15 protein-coding genes and 1 tRNA gene are annotated in these 18,554 nt (G+C 45.6%); 8 read left to right on the top strand and 8 right to left on the bottom strand.

The genetic code is table 11. The features are described from left to right. Positions 1-27 precede the first annotated feature (27 nt). Entirely contained in the window at positions 28-687 is a 660-nt protein-coding gene (locus V5298_RS06035; protein WP_332930570.1) for a mechanosensitive ion channel family protein, read from the top strand. Here V5298_RS06035 and V5298_RS06030 read toward each other — a convergent pair. Beyond that, positions 665-4,102, bottom strand: a complete 3,438-nt coding sequence (locus V5298_RS06030) for a PAS domain-containing hybrid sensor histidine kinase/response regulator (RefSeq protein WP_332930569.1) — start codon at positions 4,100-4,102, stop codon at positions 665-667. The genes V5298_RS06035 and V5298_RS06030 overlap by 23 nt on opposite strands. 253 nt (positions 4,103-4,355) lie before the next feature. On the opposite strand from V5298_RS06030, the gene V5298_RS06025 reads away from it, so the two are divergent. The 6 genes from V5298_RS06025 to V5298_RS06000 all read left to right on the top strand — a co-directional run bounded on the left by V5298_RS06025 (position 4,356) and on the right by V5298_RS06000 (position 11,613). Continuing rightward, positions 4,356-4,622 carry a DUF4212 domain-containing protein gene (locus V5298_RS06025; RefSeq protein ID WP_332930568.1) on the top strand — a complete coding sequence of 89 codons (267 nt, stop codon included), beginning with the start codon at positions 4,356-4,358 and terminating at the stop codon, positions 4,620-4,622. 4 nt (positions 4,623-4,626) lie between these two features. Beyond that, positions 4,627-6,351: a sodium:solute symporter family protein gene (locus V5298_RS06020; RefSeq protein WP_332930567.1), complete on the top strand. Its 1,725-nt coding sequence runs from the start codon at positions 4,627-4,629 to the stop codon at positions 6,349-6,351. A gap of 125 nt (positions 6,352-6,476) precedes the next feature. Beyond that, on the top strand, positions 6,477-8,309 hold the full coding sequence (locus V5298_RS06015) for a putative nucleotidyltransferase substrate binding domain-containing protein (protein ID WP_332930566.1): 1,833 nt from the start codon (positions 6,477-6,479) through the stop codon (positions 8,307-8,309). A gap of 3 nt (positions 8,310-8,312) precedes the next feature. Further along, a complete protein-coding gene (locus V5298_RS06010; protein ID WP_332930565.1) occupies positions 8,313-8,987 on the top strand; it encodes a 3'-5' exonuclease in 675 nt (224 codons plus the stop codon). 84 nt (positions 8,988-9,071) lie between these two features. Continuing rightward, a tRNA-Leu gene (locus V5298_RS06005) sits at positions 9,072-9,158 on the top strand. A 475-nt stretch (positions 9,159-9,633) separates the two neighbouring features. Next, complete coding sequence (locus V5298_RS06000; protein ID WP_332930564.1) at positions 9,634-11,613, top strand: EAL domain-containing protein; 1,980 nt, start codon at positions 9,634-9,636, stop codon at positions 11,611-11,613. 67 nt (positions 11,614-11,680) lie between these two features. On the opposite strand, the gene V5298_RS05995 is transcribed toward V5298_RS06000, so the two are convergent. The 4 genes from V5298_RS05995 to V5298_RS05980 all read right to left on the bottom strand — a co-directional run bounded on the left by V5298_RS05995 (position 11,681) and on the right by V5298_RS05980 (position 14,396). Beyond that, positions 11,681-12,016, bottom strand: a complete 336-nt coding sequence (locus tag V5298_RS05995) for an Hpt domain-containing protein (RefSeq protein ID WP_332930563.1) — start codon at positions 12,014-12,016, stop codon at positions 11,681-11,683. Then, entirely contained in the window at positions 12,013-12,915 is a 903-nt protein-coding gene (locus tag V5298_RS05990; RefSeq protein ID WP_332930562.1) for a diguanylate cyclase, read from the bottom strand. The genes V5298_RS05995 and V5298_RS05990 overlap by 4 nt, the downstream gene beginning before the upstream one ends. A 192-nt stretch (positions 12,916-13,107) precedes the next feature. Continuing rightward, positions 13,108-13,524, bottom strand: a complete 417-nt coding sequence (locus tag V5298_RS05985; RefSeq protein WP_332930561.1) for an MAPEG family protein — start codon at positions 13,522-13,524, stop codon at positions 13,108-13,110. Between the two features lie 89 nt (positions 13,525-13,613). Further along, positions 13,614-14,396: a ParA family protein gene (locus V5298_RS05980; protein WP_332930560.1), complete on the bottom strand. Its 783-nt coding sequence runs from the start codon at positions 14,394-14,396 to the stop codon at positions 13,614-13,616. Between the two features lie 450 nt (positions 14,397-14,846). On the opposite strand from V5298_RS05980, the gene V5298_RS05975 reads away from it, so the two are divergent. Then, positions 14,847-15,806, top strand: coding sequence for a tetratricopeptide repeat protein (locus V5298_RS05975; protein WP_332930559.1), 960 nt, complete (start codon positions 14,847-14,849; stop codon positions 15,804-15,806). Between the two features lie 72 nt (positions 15,807-15,878). Here the strand turns inward: V5298_RS05975 and V5298_RS05970 are convergent, their stop codons facing one another. The 3 genes from V5298_RS05970 to udk form a co-directional block, all read right to left on the bottom strand. After that, positions 15,879-16,718 carry an isopenicillin N synthase family dioxygenase gene (locus V5298_RS05970; RefSeq protein WP_332930558.1) on the bottom strand — a complete coding sequence of 280 codons (840 nt, stop codon included), beginning with the start codon at positions 16,716-16,718 and terminating at the stop codon, positions 15,879-15,881. Positions 16,719-16,901: 183 nt separating this feature from the next. Then, positions 16,902-18,113 (bottom strand): NupC/NupG family nucleoside CNT transporter, encoded by a 1,212-nt coding sequence (locus V5298_RS05965; RefSeq protein WP_332930557.1) that lies wholly within the window; start codon positions 18,111-18,113, stop codon positions 16,902-16,904. 15 nt (positions 18,114-18,128) lie between these two features. Then, the coding region (udk, locus tag V5298_RS05960) for a uridine kinase (RefSeq protein ID WP_332930556.1) at positions 18,129-18,554 on the bottom strand (426 nt) is incomplete at its 5' end.

Below are 18,554 nucleotides of genomic sequence, written 5' to 3'. Positions count from 1 at the left end.
TATGCCTGTATTTTGCCTAAAGGAACGATGGCAATTACCTTACAGGAAAACACTATGCCCTGGCTTGAGCAACTCATCGACTGGTTATTGAGTTATCAGATCAATCTTATCTGGACCGTCGTCATGCTGTTGCTCTATATCGTGATGACACGGTTTGCCATTCCCCGATTAGAAAAGAGCGTTGAGAAAAGCAAGTTAAAATCCTCCAGTGCACTAAACGGTTTGTTTGCTGCGCGTATTCTTAGCGCCCTTATTACCCTTGCTCTTATTTTACTGGCCTGGGGTGTGGATATCTCCGGTTTACTGGTGTTGTCTACGTCGATTCTTACTATGCTGGGGGTCGCATTATTCGCCAGTTGGTCGTTGATCAGTAACGTTACCGCCTATTTTATACTGCTCACCAACGTCACTTATCGTCGGGGTAATTACATTCGTGTGCTCGACGGTGACAATTTCATCGAAGGCTACATTGCCGATATTAATCTTTTTAATACCCGTCTTGTGACTCAGGATCGCGAAACCGTGTTATATCCCAATAACCTTATCCTTACGCGTCCCATATTAATTAATCCAAAAGGAAAATGGGGCACGTTAGGAAAGGTGACCAATGCCTCTACGCCCTTATCACCTGAGCCTGCGGTGGCAGATGAGCCGGTTATACCGACTAACGGGACTGACCGTCCTTAATATGACGGGTTAAACTTTGTAGTAATGCCCGCAGTTTTGCCGGTTTTAATGGCTTGGTCAGATAATTAACTCCCTGGGCCTTACATTGGGCAACAAGTGCTTCTTCCTGATTGGCGGTAACCAAAGAGGCGGGCACCACAATGTTTAGATGCTGACGAATGGCTTCGATTAAATCAAGCCCATTTAAGTTGGGACCAAGTTGATAATCCATAAGTAAAATCTGCGGTGCAAAGAGGTCAGCCTGACGTAAAGCCTCATCCCAATTGTTGGCCAATACGACAGTAACCCCCCATTTTTCCAGTAAGGTGCGAAGGGCGTCCAGGTTTTCTTGCTGATCGTCAACACACATAACCCGTAATCCCTGGAACGTGGCGGTTTTACTGAGTTTCTCCTGATTTGTCTGGCGTCTGGGTGATGCCTTACCCAGCTCCAGCCGAAAACAACTTCCCTTGCCGGGGGTAGAGATAACGTCTATTTTACTTTGCATTTGTTGACTTAAACGACGTACAACGCCCAAGCCCAATCCAACGCCGTGCTCGGTAGAATCGTGGGTGCGGTAAAAATCGCTGAAGATCATGCCTTGTTGTTCGGCAGAAATGCCAATGCCGGTATCTCTGACTTCAATAATAACCCGGTCACTACGGGGGCGAACGGAAAGCAATACCTTGCCCTCATCGGTGTATTTCACTGCATTAGACAACAAGTTTTGAATAATACGGTACAAGAAGGTTTTATCGGCTAACACCCAGCAGTCCCGTATTCGGGTGCGTAATTGAAGCCCTTTTTCATTGGCTTGCATGCGTAATTCATCGACGAGAGGGGCAAATAAGGCGGGCACATGTACCGCTTTAATGGTGGGTTTAAGCTCCCCTTGATCAAGGCGGGCAATATCCAGCAAGGTGCCAATGAGTGCTTCGCTTGAGGTTACAGAATGATCAAGACGGGTAACAATGTCTCGAACCGACGGAGATAAGTCAGCCTCTTGTAAGGCAGTGACATACAGCTTTGCCGCGTTTAGGGGTTGTAAAACGTCATGGCTGGCAAGCGCAAGAAAGCGGGTTTTGCTGGCATTGGCTTCTTCGGCGGCTTTGCGGGCGCGGATCAATTCCTGCTCAGCCCCCGAGCGCCGCTCTATTTCCAGCCTTAACTCCGCATTGATAGAATGCACTTCCTCGGTACGTTTTTTTATCCGCGCTTCCAAATCGATATTCGATTCTTCCAAGGCCTGTTGAATTTCTATGTGCCCGGTAATGTCATTAAAACTGGTAACGAATCCGCCACCGGGAAGGGGATTACCAACCATTTCAATAACCCGACCATTACTCCGTTGCCGTGTAAAGCGATGGGGTGTTCCGGAGCGCAAATGCTCCAGACGTTTTTCAATTTTATCCTCAACATTGCCAATGCCGAACTCCCCTTGTTCTGCGTTATAGCGCACCAGTTTTTCGATAGGGGTACCGACGGCAAGCAGCTCCTCGGGATAGTTAAACAACATGGAATAGCGCTTGTTCCAGGCAACCAGATTAAGGTGTTTGTCGATAACACTAATACCTTGATCCATGTTCTCCAGCGAAGTCAGCAAGGCCGTCATGTTAAACTGCATGGCCTGTGTTGTGTCATCGAAGAAGTTGATGATCTCGGTAAAATCGAGTTTTTTGCCTTTGAGAATGGAATCGATAAGGGCCTTGGCACTGGAGGCACCGATGACGCCGCCGAGGGCTCGTTCGGCAAAAGCCATAAAGGATTCATCGGGCGATTCGTCTCTATTAATTTTACAATGATTTAAATGTTGGTATTCGTCTACCAATTGTTCACAACGCCCCTTGCCCATAAAGGTGGTAAGCAAGGTGATCAGATCGGAGATGGTGACATTGGTATTTGGCCGACGGTTTGAGCCACTGCGCGTATCGGTGGGGGAAACAAAAGCTTCGGCCTGAATGCGATCAACCAAGCGGGGAAGGGCAAACAGGGAAAAACCAATATAGGCCGCCGTATTGATCACTAAACTTAACAGCGCCCCCTGACTGATTTGTTCGTTTTGTTCCAACGGCGTGTTCGACCCATTGATTAGTGGCAGAACCAACCACAATACCCAGGTAACTAAGCCAGCGACTAATCCTGCATACACCCCATGGGCATGAGCTCTTTTCCAGTACAGTCCGCCAATGACCGCCGGTAACAGTTGAATAACCAGGGAAAACGCAATAAGACCAATAGAGTGTAACGAACGGCTGTTGGTCATTTGTTGATGATAGAAGAAGGCTAAAAGTAAGATCAGGCCAATCACCACCCGACGTATAAGGCGAATGCGTTTACCGTAGTCGTTGTGACGTGGACCACCGGATTTAAACAATAAAACCCGGGGCAAGATGACATCGTTAGTAAGCATGGTGCTCAGGGTTAAGGTGGCAACAATGATCATGGCTGTGGCCGCAGACAGCCCGCCAATAAAAACGATAACTTGTAAAAGTGGGGACTCTGAGTAAATGGCCATGGACAACACATAGGTATCTGGCTCTATGTTTTGCCCAGCAAATAGGGCGTTACCAGCAATGGCGATAACCGGGATCACCGCCGCTATAACCGTAAGGTATAGAGGAAATAGCCAGCGCGCCGTTTTTAAGTGTCCCAAACTTAAATTATCGATGATGGCAACGTGGAACTGACGAGGCAAGCAGACCACAGCGGCAGCCGCCATAATGGTTTGGGCTATAAATGAATAAGAGCCGAACTGGGAAAGGGCGGCTTCGCTAAAAAACACATTATATTGTTGTGGTGCATCGCCGGCTTGCCAGGCACGATAACCGACGATGGCCACCAAAACGAGGGCGGTAAGCTTGATGGATGACTCGAAGGAGATGGCCAACATCAGGCCCCGGCGATATTCGGTCACATCCGCTTGCTTGGTCCCAAAATAAATGGCAAAAACGGCAATAAATGTGGTGGCGACAATAATAATAAAATGGCTGCTGGATTGCTGTGTTAACAGCTGAAAGGTTGAACCAATGGCCTTTAATTGTAATGCGATATAAGGAATGGTTGCCAGTAAGGCGATAAGTGTAACCAGCAGGGCAACACCTTGACGTTTGCCATAGCGGGAGGCAATAAAATCGGCAATGGTGTTGATGCGTTGCTTTTTGCTAACCAAGGTTAGCTTATAAATAAACTTATACCCCAACACATAAACCAGTACTGGCCCCAGAAGAATGGGCAAGTAAATCCACGTATCACGACTCGCCTGACCCACCGCACCAAAAAATGTCCATGCTGTGCAGTAAATTGCCAACGCCAACGAGTAAATCGCAGGGTGTGACGTTAGCCACCTTGCGGTGGGTGAATTTCTATCTCCCCAACTGGCAATATAAAAAAGTAAAAAAAGATAGGCCAGTGCTAGCGAAACCCATGCAAATGTCATTGTTCTGTATACATTCCTTTAACAAATCTGTGTGTATTATACCCAGTCGCTTAGTTTGCAACCTACGACCATGGTCTCATTTCTCCATAGGCTCGTGCCGTCTAGAGTATAGAAAAACCAAGATGCGACAGGCTTTTTGCGCGATCTTTGCGGGAAAAGACCTCTTTTTGTTTGGCAGTGCGCGCTCAAAAAGCCAGTCGTTAGATAAATGTAAAAATAAAACATCCATTTAACCTTATACGAGGACGTAAAGATGGCATTTAGAAATGAAGACGACAAAACGGCGTATTGGAAGGAGAATATCTCCCTCCTCGTCAAATTGTTGGTTGTATGGTTTGTTGTATCATTTGGCGCCGGCGTTATTTTTGCCGATGCGTTAAATGAGATCCGGTTTTTTGGATTCAAATTAGGCTTCTGGTTTGCACAACAAGGTTCCATTTATATATTTGTCGCTCTTATTTTTGTCTACATGGCAAAAATGAATGCGCTGGATAAAAAATACGGCGTCGACGAGGAGTAAAATCATGGATGTTCAATTATTAACCTTTATTATTGTCGGTGCGTCGTTTGCGCTATACATTGCTATTGCCATTTGGGCCCGAGCCGGTTCAACCAACGAATTTTACGTCGCCGGTGGCGGTGTACACCCTGTTTTAAACGGTATGGCAACCGCCGCTGACTGGATGTCGGCCGCATCGTTTATATCAATGGCCGGTCTCATTTCCTTTATGGGATACGACGGTGCCGTTTACCTGATGGGATGGACCGGTGGATACGTGCTACTTGCCCTGTGTCTTGCGCCTTACCTGCGTAAGTTCGGTAAATTTACTGTACCGGATTTCATCGGTGACCGCTACTACTCCCAAACAGCCCGAACCGTTGCTGTATTCTGTGCCATCTTCGTCAGCTTCACCTATGTTGCCGGACAAATGCGTGGTGTCGGCGTGGTGTTCAGTCGCTTCTTAGAAGTGGACATCGTAAGCGGCGTTATCATTGGTATGGCCATTGTCTTTTTCTATACGGTTTTAGGCGGCATGAAAGGCATTACCTATACCCAGGTTGCTCAGTATTGTGTGTTAATTTTTGCCTACCTGGTGCCTGTGGTCTTTATCTCTATGATGGTAACAGGTCATATCTTGCCGCAAACCGCGTTTGGTGCCACCTTGGCTGACGGGTCGGGGGTATATATGCTAGACAAGCTGGATAACTTATCCACGGAACTTGGCTTTAATGAGTACACCGATGGGTCGAAGAGTACCATTGATGTGTTCTTTATTACCTTTGCGTTGATGGTAGGTACCGCTGGTTTACCTCATGTTATCGTACGTTTCTTTACCGTACCTAAAGTCCGTGATGCCCGTAAATCTGCTGGCTGGGCGTTACTATTTATCGCGATTCTATACACCACCGCACCTGCACTGGCGTCATTTGGTCGGGTAAACATGATTGAAACCATTAATGGTAAGGATATGGCGGGAACCAGTTATGCTGAGGCACCGGCTTGGATAAAAAACTGGGAGAAAACCGGCCTTATCACATTTAAAGACAAAAATGGTGATGGCAAAATGTTTTATGCGGCGGGCAGTATTGATGATCCAACCAGTCCAAATGAAGTGGATGTGGACCGGGATATCATGGTGCTGGCTAACCCTGAAATTGCCAACTTACCAGCTTGGGTTATTGCACTGGTGGCTGCCGGAGGCGTAGCGGCGGCATTGTCTACCTCAGCAGGCTTACTGCTGGTGATCTCAACCTCAGTGTCTCATGATTTATTAAAACGTAATTTTGCGCCCAATATCACCGATAAGGCCGAGCTGTTTTATGCACGCTTAGCTGCGGGGGTAGCCATTGTGATTGCCGGTTACTTTGGGGTGAATCCGCCCGGATTTGTGGCGCAGGTGGTCGCCTTCGCCTTTGGACTTGCCGCATCCAGCTTCTTCCCTGCCATTATTATGGGGATCTTTAGCAAGCGGATGAACGGCAAAGGTGCAGTATCCGGTATGGTTGCGGGCATTGCGTTTACAGCGGCATACATCATTTACTTTAAATTTGTGAATCCAGCGGCTAATACTCCTGACAATTGGTGGTTTGGTATTTCGCCTGAAGGTATTGGCACATTTGGTATGTTGGTGAATTTCATAGTGGCGTTTGTGGTCTTTAAATTGACCGGCGATGCGCCAGAAGAAATCCAACAAATGGTAGAAGATATTCGTTATCCCAAAGGATCCGGTGCTGCTTCAGCGCACTAATCCTTGGCGCTAACAAAATGATGTTACAAAAAGGCTCACCTTTTGGGGTGAGCCTTATCTAGTTTTACCCACACAGGTTTATCCTGACACATATATTTGACCATGGGTCATCCGGAGGCTTTACGATGGACGTACTTCCTCAGCAAGTGTTGGATTTTCTAAAAACATCCGCTCCTTTCGATAAACTGCCTGAGCAGGATATGGCTGCATTCGCCCACGATGCCAGTCTCGTTTATCTCACTGGAAACAACAAAGACGAGTTACTCAAGGAGAATAAGGGACGATTGTTTCTGATTCAAAATGGGCAATTTTCAGTGGAAGATTCTCCCAATACACAACGCCACCTCAGTGAAGGGGATTACTTTGGTTATCACCAAATACTCGATGAAACGGATTATCCGCTCAAAGTAACGGTGGATAAACCGGGGTTGGTCTTTTGTTTTACTGCCCAAAGCTTTAAAAAAACCTTGGCCTACGTGAGTGTGGCAGATTTTTTCCACGGTAGCCGGGAAAACGCGCTGCAAAATCAAGCGGTGGTCGACTCAAATTCCATGTGGTTATACAAACCCTTGCATGAACTCATAGAAGGGCTACCGGTAAAGGCATCCGAATCCGTTTCCATTCACCAGGCAGCCAAGATCATGGCGGAACACAAGGTCTCCTCATTGCTTATTACCCGTGATGACAAACTGGTGGGTATTGTGACCGACCGGGATTTACGCAATAGGGTGGTGGCCCAAGCGGCGGATGTGTCCCATGCTGTGGCCAGTATTATGACAACCGCGCCGGCGAAAATTTTTCAGCATCGCACGCTTTTTGATGCCATGTCGCTGATGAGTGAAAGAAATATTCATCATCTACCGGTTATCGACCGCCATAGCCAACAACCTGTGGGAATGGTTACGGCCACGGATATCGTGCGATATCAAAAAGGCAATGTGCTGTTTATTATTGGAGAATTATCGAAAGCGGATAATTTATATGAGCTTATTCGTTCTTCATGGCAAATGCCCCACTATTTTGCTACTCACGCGAAGCGCCCAGGAGACTTTGATATTGCCGGTAAAGTGCTGTCTCAGGCCACCGATATTATGACTCGAAAACTGATTGGTTTTTTTCAGCGGGAGCACGGACCGGCGCCCTTTGGTTATAGCTGGGTGGTGTATGGCTCCCAAGCCCGGGAAGATCAAACCATGGGCTCTGATCAGGATAACAGCTTGTTACTTGCCCGTACGCCAAATGAAACGGAAAGTGCGTATTTTGAAGCCATGGCAAACTACGTTTGTAACGGGTTGGGCAAATGCGGTATTAAATTGTGTGATGGCAATATTATGGCTTCAAATCCGGACCTTCGTTTGTCCTTGGATGCTGCAAAAGAGGAGGCGCAAAACTGGGTCAATGCACCGACACCCGCCGCCATTATGCATTTTAATATATTCCTCGATGCCCGTTGTGCTGCCGGTGATAGCAGCCTTTTTCAGCGTCTGCAACAGGCCCGGATGCCACTTTTACAACAAAAGATGTTCTTAGCGGCGTTGGCAAGACACAACAACGATACTCCTGTTCCTTTGTCGATGTTTCAAAAATTTGTGTATGAGAAAGGCTATAAACAAGGAGATACCATTGATCTTAAGGTCAAAGCCATTGCGATTATTAATAATTTAGCGCGTATTTATGCATTGGCAAATGGTCTCACCATGCCTTCTACCTTAGGCCGTTTGGCGGCCTTGCCGGCTGGCTCAGGGTTGTCCACCAAAGATGCCCAAAACCTTCGTGATATCTGGTTGTTCTTAAATCGGTTGCGCTGGCGCCATCAGTTAGCCAATAACGTGACAGATAATCGAGTACCGGTGTCGTCATTATCGTCCATCGAGAGGCATCAGCTAAAGGCCGCATTTAAAGCCATTGAGCGAGCGCAACAGGCGGCAGTGATGAATTTTTCCGGAGGAATGAGTTAACTCATGTTTGCAGCCATAAAACAGTTCCTCAGGGGGTTACCGGCCTTGCCGACGTCTTGGCAGAATAGAGTCATCAAAGATGTGCCTTTGTTGGCGGTGGACCTGGAATTGACGTCGCTTAATGTGAATACCGCCAAAATCACTTCAGTAGGCTGGGTGGAAGGTAAAAACAACAGTATTAACCTAAGTCGATGTTTTTATTCGGTTACCCGAGCGAAAGGGGATTACGCCCAAAGTCCGGTTATTCACGGTATTACCGAAGAAGATGCTGCGGCAGGCATGCATATTCGTGAGGTATTAAAGGTGCTGTGCCAATACGCAGACACACATTTGTGGTTGTGTCACAACGCAAGTCTGGATTTGGGGATGTTAGAGCGAGTCTTTCATCAAACCGGAATAGACTGCCCGGATATTGTGTATTTGGATACATTGCAATTGGCGGTATACCAGCTAAAAAAGCATCATGAGGTTTTACCGCCCAACAGTGCCACCTTGTCGGTTTGTCGTCAGCGTTTGGATTTGCCCGCTGCTCCTGCTCATAATGCATTGGATGACGCCATGGCGACCATGCAATTATGGTTTGCTCAGAATCATGCCCTAAATGGTAATCGAGAGGTTAAAATTGGGGATTTGTTGCACACACGGGCCCTTTCGGTGCGGAAAATGAAAAAAATATGACCTTGTGGATTGACAATGTCATCGAATATCCGTAAATTGCGCACCCACAGTGAGGCAGGGTATCTACTCAGTATGTCTCGCGTTGCCCAGGTGGTGAAATTGGTAGACACGCTAGCTTCAGGTGCTAGTGCTCTAACGGGCGTGGCGGTTCAAGTCCGCCTCTGGGCACCATTTCTTTTTTTAACGGGTTACTCTGCCTGTTATCTCTCTCGTTATCTTCAATAAATTTTGTTATATCCCATTTAAAGGCTGTCTTTATCCAGCACCCTTTCTTAAAGCTTACGTTGACATCTACATACTTACTTAGCATTAAATGGAATAAACAAATAGGCTATGGGCTTGTTTAGTCCTTGGTTAATGAATGCAGGTGGCGTAATGTGGTAATGAACATAGACAACAAGTCAGTTTCAATGTGTCTTGTTTTTTATACGTAAGTCCCGTTTTTTCAGTATTTAGTCATAATTGGTTATGGAAAATTATACTTAAATAACCGGGCAGTTCATTACAATCATTGACTTAGGCCAATACATTTAATTGGATTAATAAATATTGCGATGACGGGTTAATGGGATATAGAGCGCCAATTTCGCCAAAAAACACAATGGAAAGCCTCCACAGATACAAATATTTGTTTCTTGGGCTTTCATTGGCGAGCCTGTTTTTGGTGTTATTTTGTCATTTGCCGGTGAATCTGAAACATCAGGATATTATTGCCAACTATAATAATACGAATGTGGTCGGCTATATCAAAGAAAGTTCATATAGGTACGATACCAACAATGGTATTTCTTTGGAATGCGCCATCAGTGTTCCCCAGAAAAATGAGTCATGTGGCCTAAAATTCTATTTACCTAAAGATCCCAGGACGGGGCGCTATCCTTCTTTTTCACGTCTGAAATATATTATTGTCGATGCCTCGGCCAACTCAACGCGGAAAAATATTCATGAAGGGCTCGGAATAACATTGCGTTCTTTACGTCCCGACAGAGACTATATCGATGGTGATTTTGGTACCACACGCTTTCAGTCAGTGCGTTTTGACCCCGATGGGGTACAGCAAATCGATGCGAACAGGTTTACCCTCGATGGCTGGTGGCAACGTAACTACGATGTGCCCTATGAAATAGCCACTGCGGATTTTTCTGAGGTGGTGAGTGTTTCGGTTTATCTGCCTACGGGCCCTAATGCTATCTCTCCGGGTAAATATGAAATACAGATTAAAAAACTGGTGTTTGTGCAGGAGATCATCACCGAATCTGTGGTAAATGCGCTACTTGCGCTAATCTGGCCCGTTTCTACCCTGATTTTTGTTGGCCATTTTCTGTGGCTGAAAAAGCGAGAATTGTCGCGCTTAAAAACCCTCAATCACTATAACAGCGAAATGGGCATGCTCAATCTAACTGGGTTTAAAAACCGCTTTCCTGATGCTATAAAATCGCCCATGACCTTGGTCAATATTCGCATTCGTAATTTTCGTGCGTTGCAACGGGAGTTTTCTCGTGAAACGGTGGTTGAGTTAGTACGCGCCACCTTTTTGCCGTTTAGTCGCGGGGGTAAAGACGGGCCATTATTAGTATATAAACAAGATGAAAATATTTTGCTGGTCATGGAGGAATGCGACGAAGCCTTTTTTGCGAACCTGGTTACTGCGTCACAGCGGGGGGTGAGCTTTTCATCCTTAGGGCATTTACGCCTTGACGTGAAAATTGGTATCACCCGGGGAGAGCCGGGTATTGCGGTAGATGAATTGCTGTCACAAACCACCATCGCGATTGATGCTATTTTAGATGCAGAGCCCAGTTACAAAATCTACGAACCCTACTTGCGTAAAGAATACCGACAGGCGCGGTTTATCGAACAGGAGTTGCGCAATGCGTTGGCAAACAAAGGGTTCTATATCGTGTTTATGCCCATGTACGATGCCCTGGATAAGCGTATATGTGGCGCAGAGGTGCTTATCCGTACTCAGCACTTACCGTTAGCGAGTTTCACTCCGGAACAGTTTATTTGTGTGGCAGAAAAAGTCGGATTAATCAGAGAGATTGATTTTTGGGTCATGGAGCAGGCTGTAGAAGCCTTGGCAAAAATCGAAGAGCCTAATTTTGTTTTATCGGTGAATATTTCTTCTAAAGAACTGATGGATACGCGCTTTGCCGATGAATTGTCCCGTTTGATTAAACAATATAAGGTGCGTCCGCAGCGTTTATGCTTAGAAATTACCGAGACTTTCTTCGTTGATGTGAACACCATTTGTTTTGAGTCTATTCAAGCATTGCGCGATTTAGGCGTGCGCTTGTCATTGGATGATTTTGGTACAGGGCATGTGTCATTGCAGCATTTGCTGAATATTCCCATTAATGAATTAAAAATAGACCGTAGCTTTGTGTGGAGTCTTGATAACGAGAAAAGCGCGGTAATAGTAGATGCGATTGTGTCTATTGCCCGTATTTGTGAATATGGTGTGGTTGCCGAAGGGGTAGAAACTCAAGAGCAACTAGAGAAGCTTATTGCCTTGGGATGTCGTTACTTTCAAGGCTATCTTATTGCTAAGCCTGATTCTCTCGAGGCACTACTATTGTGTTGTCGTAATGTGGGCGGGAAAATCAGTACTCTTAAAGTTCGCTAAGTGGGCGACGAAGGGGGATTGGGACATAAAACATCACTAAGTTATGTGTTGTCTGTGGCAAAAAAACTTAGCGGTGGGGATCTATTACATCAAGCAAGCGAGCGATTTGTTCGTTGACCTGTTGGAAGTCTGAATCGGTTAGTTCTTCCGGCTCGTATTTCATCCTATGTTCTACACGTGTTAACTCGCCATGTAATGCGCTAGCGCCTATTTCTCCTGCTGACCCTTTGAGGGAGTGAACCGCTAACAGTAAATCTGATGAAACGTTGTTAATGTCTGCCTGAAAAGGCGGTAAATTACTGACTTGCTCGATAAAAATGTGGATGAGTTTGTTATAGAGTGCTTCGTTATTCATTAGTCGACTAAGGGCACTTGGCTTGTCTAAAACGGGTAAATCACTCATTGGGCTTCATCCTGAACGCGACCTTCGGCATCGATATAGGTGAACGTATCTCTGCCATTGTCTTTGGCTTTATATAAACATTGATCGGCTTTAAGCATAATATCGTCAATGGTGTCTGGTTTATGGGGGCGATACGTGGCAGCGCCGCCGCTGATAGTGACCCTGCCAAGGGACGATTTTTTGTGGGGCATGGCTAATTGATGGATAGCTGTAATCACCCGTTTACACACCGTACTCGCGCCGTTTTCATCGGTATCAGGTAAAATCACCAAAAATTCTTCACCGCCTACTCGAATCAGACGATCCATTGGCCGAAGTAAAGCATCTTTGATGGTTCTTGCAAGCCGCAGTAAACAGGCGTCGCCTTCAAGATGACCATATTCATCATTAAATTGCTTAAAATAATCGATATCAAAAACTGCCAAAGACAGGGGGGTATTATCGCGAACGGAATCACGAGTGATATCCGGCAAACTGTCTTCCAAATAATGTCGATTATAGCTACCGGTTAATCGATCCGTGTAAATAAGATGCTCGAGTAAATCGGTTTTTATTTTGTGCGTAAGATGGGATTTAACGCGATTAATAAGGGTCGTGGCATTAACGGGCTTTTGCACAAAATCTACGCCACCGGCATTCCAGCACTTCTCTTGTTCTGCATCAGATATGGAGCCTGTGACAAATATCACCGGAATATGTTGGGTTTTGGGGTTAGAGCTGAGCGTCTTGCAGGCTTGATGACCATTGATATCTGGCATAAAGACATCCATCAGAATTAAATCTGGTGGATCTTCGGCACAGTATTCGAATGCTTCTTGTGCACTGGCAACCTGATCGCATTTTACCAGCTTTTCAAGAAGCGTATAGATAACCAGCCGGCTAGAGGCTTGATCGTCCACAATCAGGACCTTGCAGTCGTGAATTGAACGGTTGATTGGTCGATGTAGCAATCTGCTCCCCTAAAAATGGTACGTCAGTTAGATGAACACTAAAAAGAAGAATTCACAACATACGGAATTACACTGAGTAAGTATATGCGCCAAACGTCTATATTTCCTGACAAAATGAAGGGAAATACAACCATGTTAGCCCTATAGCAGCCGAATGCCGACAACGATAAATAGTACCATATTTGCCAGAGTACCTAAAAGGTAGAAGTAGCTTCTCGGACTGGGATTTTTATCGGTAGAAATCAGGTAATACAACAGCATATGCAGGATCCTAGCAATGGCAAAAATCCAGACTACGCAACCTAGTATGTTGGGAGAAACGCTAATAAACATCGCTAAAATTGCTGGTATAACAAATACCAGCGCATTTTCTAACGAATTGTGGAATGTGCGATGGCTGCGAAAGACAAATGAGTCATGCCCCAAATCTTCTCCTAACTTTCCGGGAATGGCCTTAGGCATACGAGCGTGAGCGAATGCCGCAACTAAACCTTGAATAAAGATGGTTAAGCACACAATCCACAGCCCTGATATGGCAAGATAATAGGTCGTAAACATGGTAGTCCCCAATGTACTTTCTTTTGTTTCGTTTTAGCAGGATTAAAAGATCACTTTGATGTTAGCGTTAGAAGTAATGCTCCATGATCCTATTTACTTGTGGTTTCTGCCTTTTCAAGTTCTTCCCAAAGTTTGGCAAATTGCAGGCTGACTTTATGGGATGGCGCTAGAAAAGGAAGCGGTGTCCGTTTGGAGTGTGATTCTTTTACTTTCACGGTGCTATGGATCTTTTGCTCGAATACCGGCAAAGATTTGGCTTTTAATGCGCCAATAAGTTCAACAGGAAGTTTAGCCTGGGCATTAAACTGGTTAATGACAATACCTTCAAATTGTAAGCTGGGATTATGATCGGCTCGCAATTCCAACACATTTTGTAATAGACGGTCGATGGCTTGTATTGAGAAATCATCGCAATCAAAGGGAACTAAAAAGCTGTCAGCGGCAATAAGGGCGGCTTTTGAATAGAAATTAAAGTTTGGCGGCGTGTCGATATAAACCCGATCGAACTGGTCCTCTAATTCTGCCAGGGTTTCTTTGAGTTTAAACATTTTGTACCGGTTTTCGAGCTCTCGCTCAAGGTCAGCGAGGCTTGGGTGTGCCGGTAACACAAACAGTCCATTGTATGCCGTCGGCCGGATAAAAGCCGTGGGTGGCTCAGGTTTGGCAAACCAGCCCGCAACTTGTTTAAACATATCGGCTACGGTGAGCCCGTCATCGTTAATATCAACACCACAGTAATGAGTACTGTTGCCTTGGGCATCAAGATCTACCAGCAATGTACGAAACCCCTGACGGGCACTTTGTGCCGCCAAGTTGGCGCTAATTGTCGACTTTCCCACGCCACCTTTTTGATTAAACACGACACGTTTCATCTGTATCTCCGGTGAGAATGCCACATTGTTGCCTAAAATATGCCCAATCATACGGGGTCTTGTAAAGGCTAATCATTGATAAACCTGAAACCTGCATAGCTTTAACGGCGATCTTGGCGGCGTGTGAGAAGGGGACAAACACGGTGAGTCAACATATAAACAATGTGAATTAAATGTAAATGTTGTTATTTTAATGTATAATCTCCTAGCTTACCCAGTTTGGAGGACACGCCGATGCTGGTACGTACGTTGTACATTAAATATATAATATTATTGCCTTTTTTTATGTTAGCAGGCTGTCAGAGTACGTTAATCTCCGATAGCAACAATAAGGATACAGTTTTACTACGAGATGATCTATTCCCAGATTATCAAACTGTTGAGATTGAAACACCCGAAGAGGTTTTTGCTTTGGATGCTGATGCGCGAGGATTTGTAAAAAGCACGCAGTTGACAACCAAATCAGAAAGCGAAAATCTTAAAAATTTAGTCAGGCAGATTTTTCATCATTCTGAATTAGGACTTCAGTACAAAACCGATGCAAACTCAATTGCATCTGAAACCTTTGCCAATCAGGCGGCTAATTGTTTGTCATTAACGATAATGACTTACGCTATGGCCCGTTATGCTGGTTATGATGCCACGTTTTACGAGGTGGAAATACCGGAGTTTTGGACGCGTCGACAGGGGATGAACCTGCTGAACGGGCATATCAATCTTCGTGTTTCGTTGCCAAGTAATATACAACACCGGCAATTCACCGATGATCATGTTGATGTGGATTTCGATCCCGGGGTGATACGATCAGATTTTCCCCGAAACGCGATTTCTCAAAATGAAGTACTCGCTATGTTTTACAACAATAAAGGCGCCGATGCCTTATTGGCGAAACAGAATACCCAAGCGTATGCTTATTTTAAAAAAGCGGCATCCTTGTTTGATGGGTTCGGTTCTACCTGGGTTAATCTTGGTGTAGTGTACCGGCGCATGGGCGCTTACGATGCGGCTAAAGCGAGTTATGAAAAAGCGCTAAGGTTAAATGATAATAACCTTACGGCTTGGGAAAACTTAGCGGTCTTGTATAAAATTCAAGGCGATAAGGGCATGGCTGGGCGGATCAGCAAGCGTATAGAGGCTAAGCGGGATGCAAATCCGTTTTATCACTATATTCTTGGCGAGGAGGCATTAGATTACGGTGAGCCAGAAATGGCGTTAAAGTATTTCCAACGAGCTAGACAATTAGATCGCACGCAGCCTGAGATCCTTTATGGTATCGGCAAGGCCCATTATGAGCTTGGCGATATTGACAAAGCACTGGCTTATTTAAAACTGGCCGCAAAACATGCGCCTAATGAGCGAGACCAAGACAGGTATCTCTCCAAGTTATCCAGTTTGCAAAGTGCAAATTAAAACGAGTCGCTTATAAAAAATGCCAGTTAGCTAAGCTAACTGGCATTTTTGGGTTTTGCGCTATTGTATGTGTTAAATCACACCGAGTTCTTTTAGCCTCTCTTGCAAGTAGGAGTGAGCGGTGTGTCTTTCTGACAAAAGCACGTCGGGTCGAGGATGTAAAAAGAGGGGCAGTGAGATACGCGACTTGGTCATGTCTGCGCCATCGGGGTTAACCACACGGTGTGTGGTAGACGGAAAATAATGTCCCGACGCTTCTTGCAGCATGTCACCAATATTCACAATGAGATTACCAAAATCGCAAGGCACATCAATCCAGCTACCGTCTTTTGCCTGTACCTGTAACCCGGGTTCATTTGCCGAAGGCAAAATCGTGATGAGGTTGATATCTTCGTGAGCCGCGGCTCTTATGGCATCGGCCTCTTCGTTACCTTGTAATGGCGGGTAATGCAAAACACGCAGTAAGGTTTGATCGCTATCTTTAATCATGTTGGATAGCGGCTCACTGTAATGTTTGCTTACCTCCGTTGGCGATTGGGCTTCAATCCAACCGAGCAGTTCCTGGGCTAGGGTATTCGCCTGGGCGTAATAGTCGGCAAGCTGAGGGCGTAAGGCAGGAGGACATTGTCCCCATGGGTAAAAATGAAAATACTCTTTAATGTCTTTTTTGGTAAACCCTTTCGCCACTTCAGAAACGCTTTGTGGGAAGAAGCCGTCTTGGGTGCCTTTGTTATAAAGATAGTTATTTTTCTCTTCACCATCAAAAAATGTCTGCCAGGAATCATAGATACGGGTTACCGTAGCCTGCGTAATAGGGTGGTTTTTAAGTACACCAAATCCGGTTTCCCGCAAAGATTCGACAAACTCTTCTTGTGCTGTGGGCGACTGATAATCTACCGCTTGTAATTGCATAATATTTTCCTGTTCAAACGACAGCCGAATTATAGAAAAATCTCTGTCTTCGTGAAAGAAACCGTTGTTGATTTGCATCAACATTCTATTTTTTGCTGGCCAGTAATGTATACAAAACTGACCATTTGGTCTACTTAAGGCCAATAAAAAAGTGAGCCATGCTCACTTTTTTATTGTAATGGGTTAAGCTAATGACAGGTAAAAACCAGCCAGTGCTGCACTCATTAAATTCGATAGTGTCGCGGCAAATACAGCCTTTAAACCAAGCTGAGCGATTTCTTTACGCCGTGTTGGTGCCATGGCACCAATGCCACCCATTAATATGGCGATGGATGAAAAGTTAGCAAAACCACATAACGCGAAGGTAATAATAGCGCGGGATATATCCGACATTTCATTTTGATGCTTAAGAAAATCAAGATAAGCCACAAACTCGTTTACCACGAATTTTTGACCAATAAAGCTGCCGGCCAGTTGTGCTTCATCCCAGGGGACCCCAATAGCCCATGCTAAGGGTTGTAAAAGGTAACCGAGAATGGCTTGGAAAGTCACATCTTCATAGCCAAGTAAACCGCCAGCCCAGCCAATTAAACCATTGAGCATGGCAATCAGAGCCACGAAGGCCAGTAACATGGCGCCAACGTTCAGTGCCAGCTGTAAACCCGATGCAGCACCACTGGCGGCGGCATCAAATACATTGGCATAGGCCGTTTCCGAGGCATCAATTTCGTCCAGTCCGTCTTTGGCTTTTTCGGTTTCCGGAAGCATAATTTTAGCCATGAGCATACCGCCTGGTGCGGCCATAAAGCTGGCTGCCAAGAGGTATTTTAATTCGACGCCCATACCCGCATAGCCTGCCATCACTGAACCGGCGATGGAGGCTAAGCCTCCTACCATTACAGCAAAGAGTTCAGAACGGGTCATATGGGGAATAAAAGGGCGAACCACTAACGGCGCTTCGGTTTGCCCCACAAAAATATTGGCGGCGGCGGACATACTTTCTGGGCGGCTAGTGCGTAATACTTTTTGCAAAAATCCGCCGATAAGATTGATGATCCAGCCCATGGCGCCTAAATAGTAGAGCACGGCAATAAGGGAAGAGAAGAAAATAATAACGGGCAGTACGTTGAAGGCGAAGATAAAACCGAGGGATTTATCGCCAACCGGGCCAAAAACAAAATTGATCCCTTGTTGGCTATAACCGATGATATTGGCTACGAAGTCGGTCATGGCGAGGAGCATGTTAATGCCAGGCTCAAAGTACAGAATAAACGCACCAATGAGCGCTTGAATGGCAAATGCGCCACCTACAGTCCTAAAATTAATCTGTGAACGGTTCGACGAAAGCAGATATGCGATGCCCAATAGCAGCGCAATGCCCAGTAAACTCACCATAACGATGTTCCTTTATTATTGTAATGCCTGTTGTATATGTGACTTGATCACATCCAGGGCAATTTGGTTTTTTCCCCCTTGCGTTACCACGACATCGGCCGTAAAACGGCTTGGTTCGATGAATTGGTGATACATGGGTTTTACGGTTGATTCATACTGTTTTGCGATGGAATCCAGGGTTCTGCCGCGCTCTTTTACGTCCCGCATCATACGGCGCATCAGACAAATATCCAATGGTGTGTCAATGAAGATTTTCACATCATAATGGGGTAATAATTCAGGGCGAGCTAAGAGCATAATGCCCTCTAGGATAATAACCGGAGCCGGGGCTAGGCGTTCAGTATCCGGAAGGCGGGTATGGGTTTTGTAGCAGTAATGGGGGTAATCGATAGGTTCGCCATTACGGAGTGCTTGTAAATGGGCTTTGAGAAGTTCATGTTC

This window comes from Alteromonas sp. 14N.309.X.WAT.G.H12 (assembly GCF_036697315.1).
Lineage (GTDB): Bacteria > Pseudomonadota > Gammaproteobacteria > Enterobacterales > Alteromonadaceae > Alteromonas.
The sequence above is the reverse complement of the archived record's forward strand: the minus strand, read 5'-3'. Positions and strand labels throughout refer to the sequence as shown.

What these genes read in the sequence shown, in the direction of transcription:
- V5298_RS06035 (WP_332930570.1), top strand. Translation starts at nt 28, where the DNA reads ATGGCAATTACCTTACAGGAAAACACTATGCCCTGGCTTGAGCAACTC.
- V5298_RS06030 (WP_332930569.1), bottom strand. Translation starts at nt 4,102, where the DNA reads ATGACATTTGCATGGGTTTCGCTAGCACTGGCCTATCTTTTTTTACTT.
- V5298_RS06025 (WP_332930568.1), top strand. Translation starts at nt 4,356, where the DNA reads ATGGCATTTAGAAATGAAGACGACAAAACGGCGTATTGGAAGGAGAAT.
- V5298_RS06020 (WP_332930567.1), top strand. Translation starts at nt 4,627, where the DNA reads ATGGATGTTCAATTATTAACCTTTATTATTGTCGGTGCGTCGTTTGCG.
- V5298_RS06015 (WP_332930566.1), top strand. Translation starts at nt 6,477, where the DNA reads ATGGACGTACTTCCTCAGCAAGTGTTGGATTTTCTAAAAACATCCGCT.
- V5298_RS06010 (WP_332930565.1), top strand. Translation starts at nt 8,313, where the DNA reads ATGTTTGCAGCCATAAAACAGTTCCTCAGGGGGTTACCGGCCTTGCCG.
- V5298_RS05995 (WP_332930563.1), bottom strand. Translation starts at nt 12,016, where the DNA reads ATGAGTGATTTACCCGTTTTAGACAAGCCAAGTGCCCTTAGTCGACTA.
- V5298_RS05985 (WP_332930561.1), bottom strand. Translation starts at nt 13,524, where the DNA reads ATGTTTACGACCTATTATCTTGCCATATCAGGGCTGTGGATTGTGTGC.
- V5298_RS05980 (WP_332930560.1), bottom strand. Translation starts at nt 14,396, where the DNA reads ATGAAACGTGTCGTGTTTAATCAAAAAGGTGGCGTGGGAAAGTCGACA.
- V5298_RS05970 (WP_332930558.1), bottom strand. Translation starts at nt 16,718, where the DNA reads ATGCAATTACAAGCGGTAGATTATCAGTCGCCCACAGCACAAGAAGAG.
- V5298_RS05965 (WP_332930557.1), bottom strand. Translation starts at nt 18,113, where the DNA reads ATGGTGAGTTTACTGGGCATTGCGCTGCTATTGGGCATCGCATATCTG.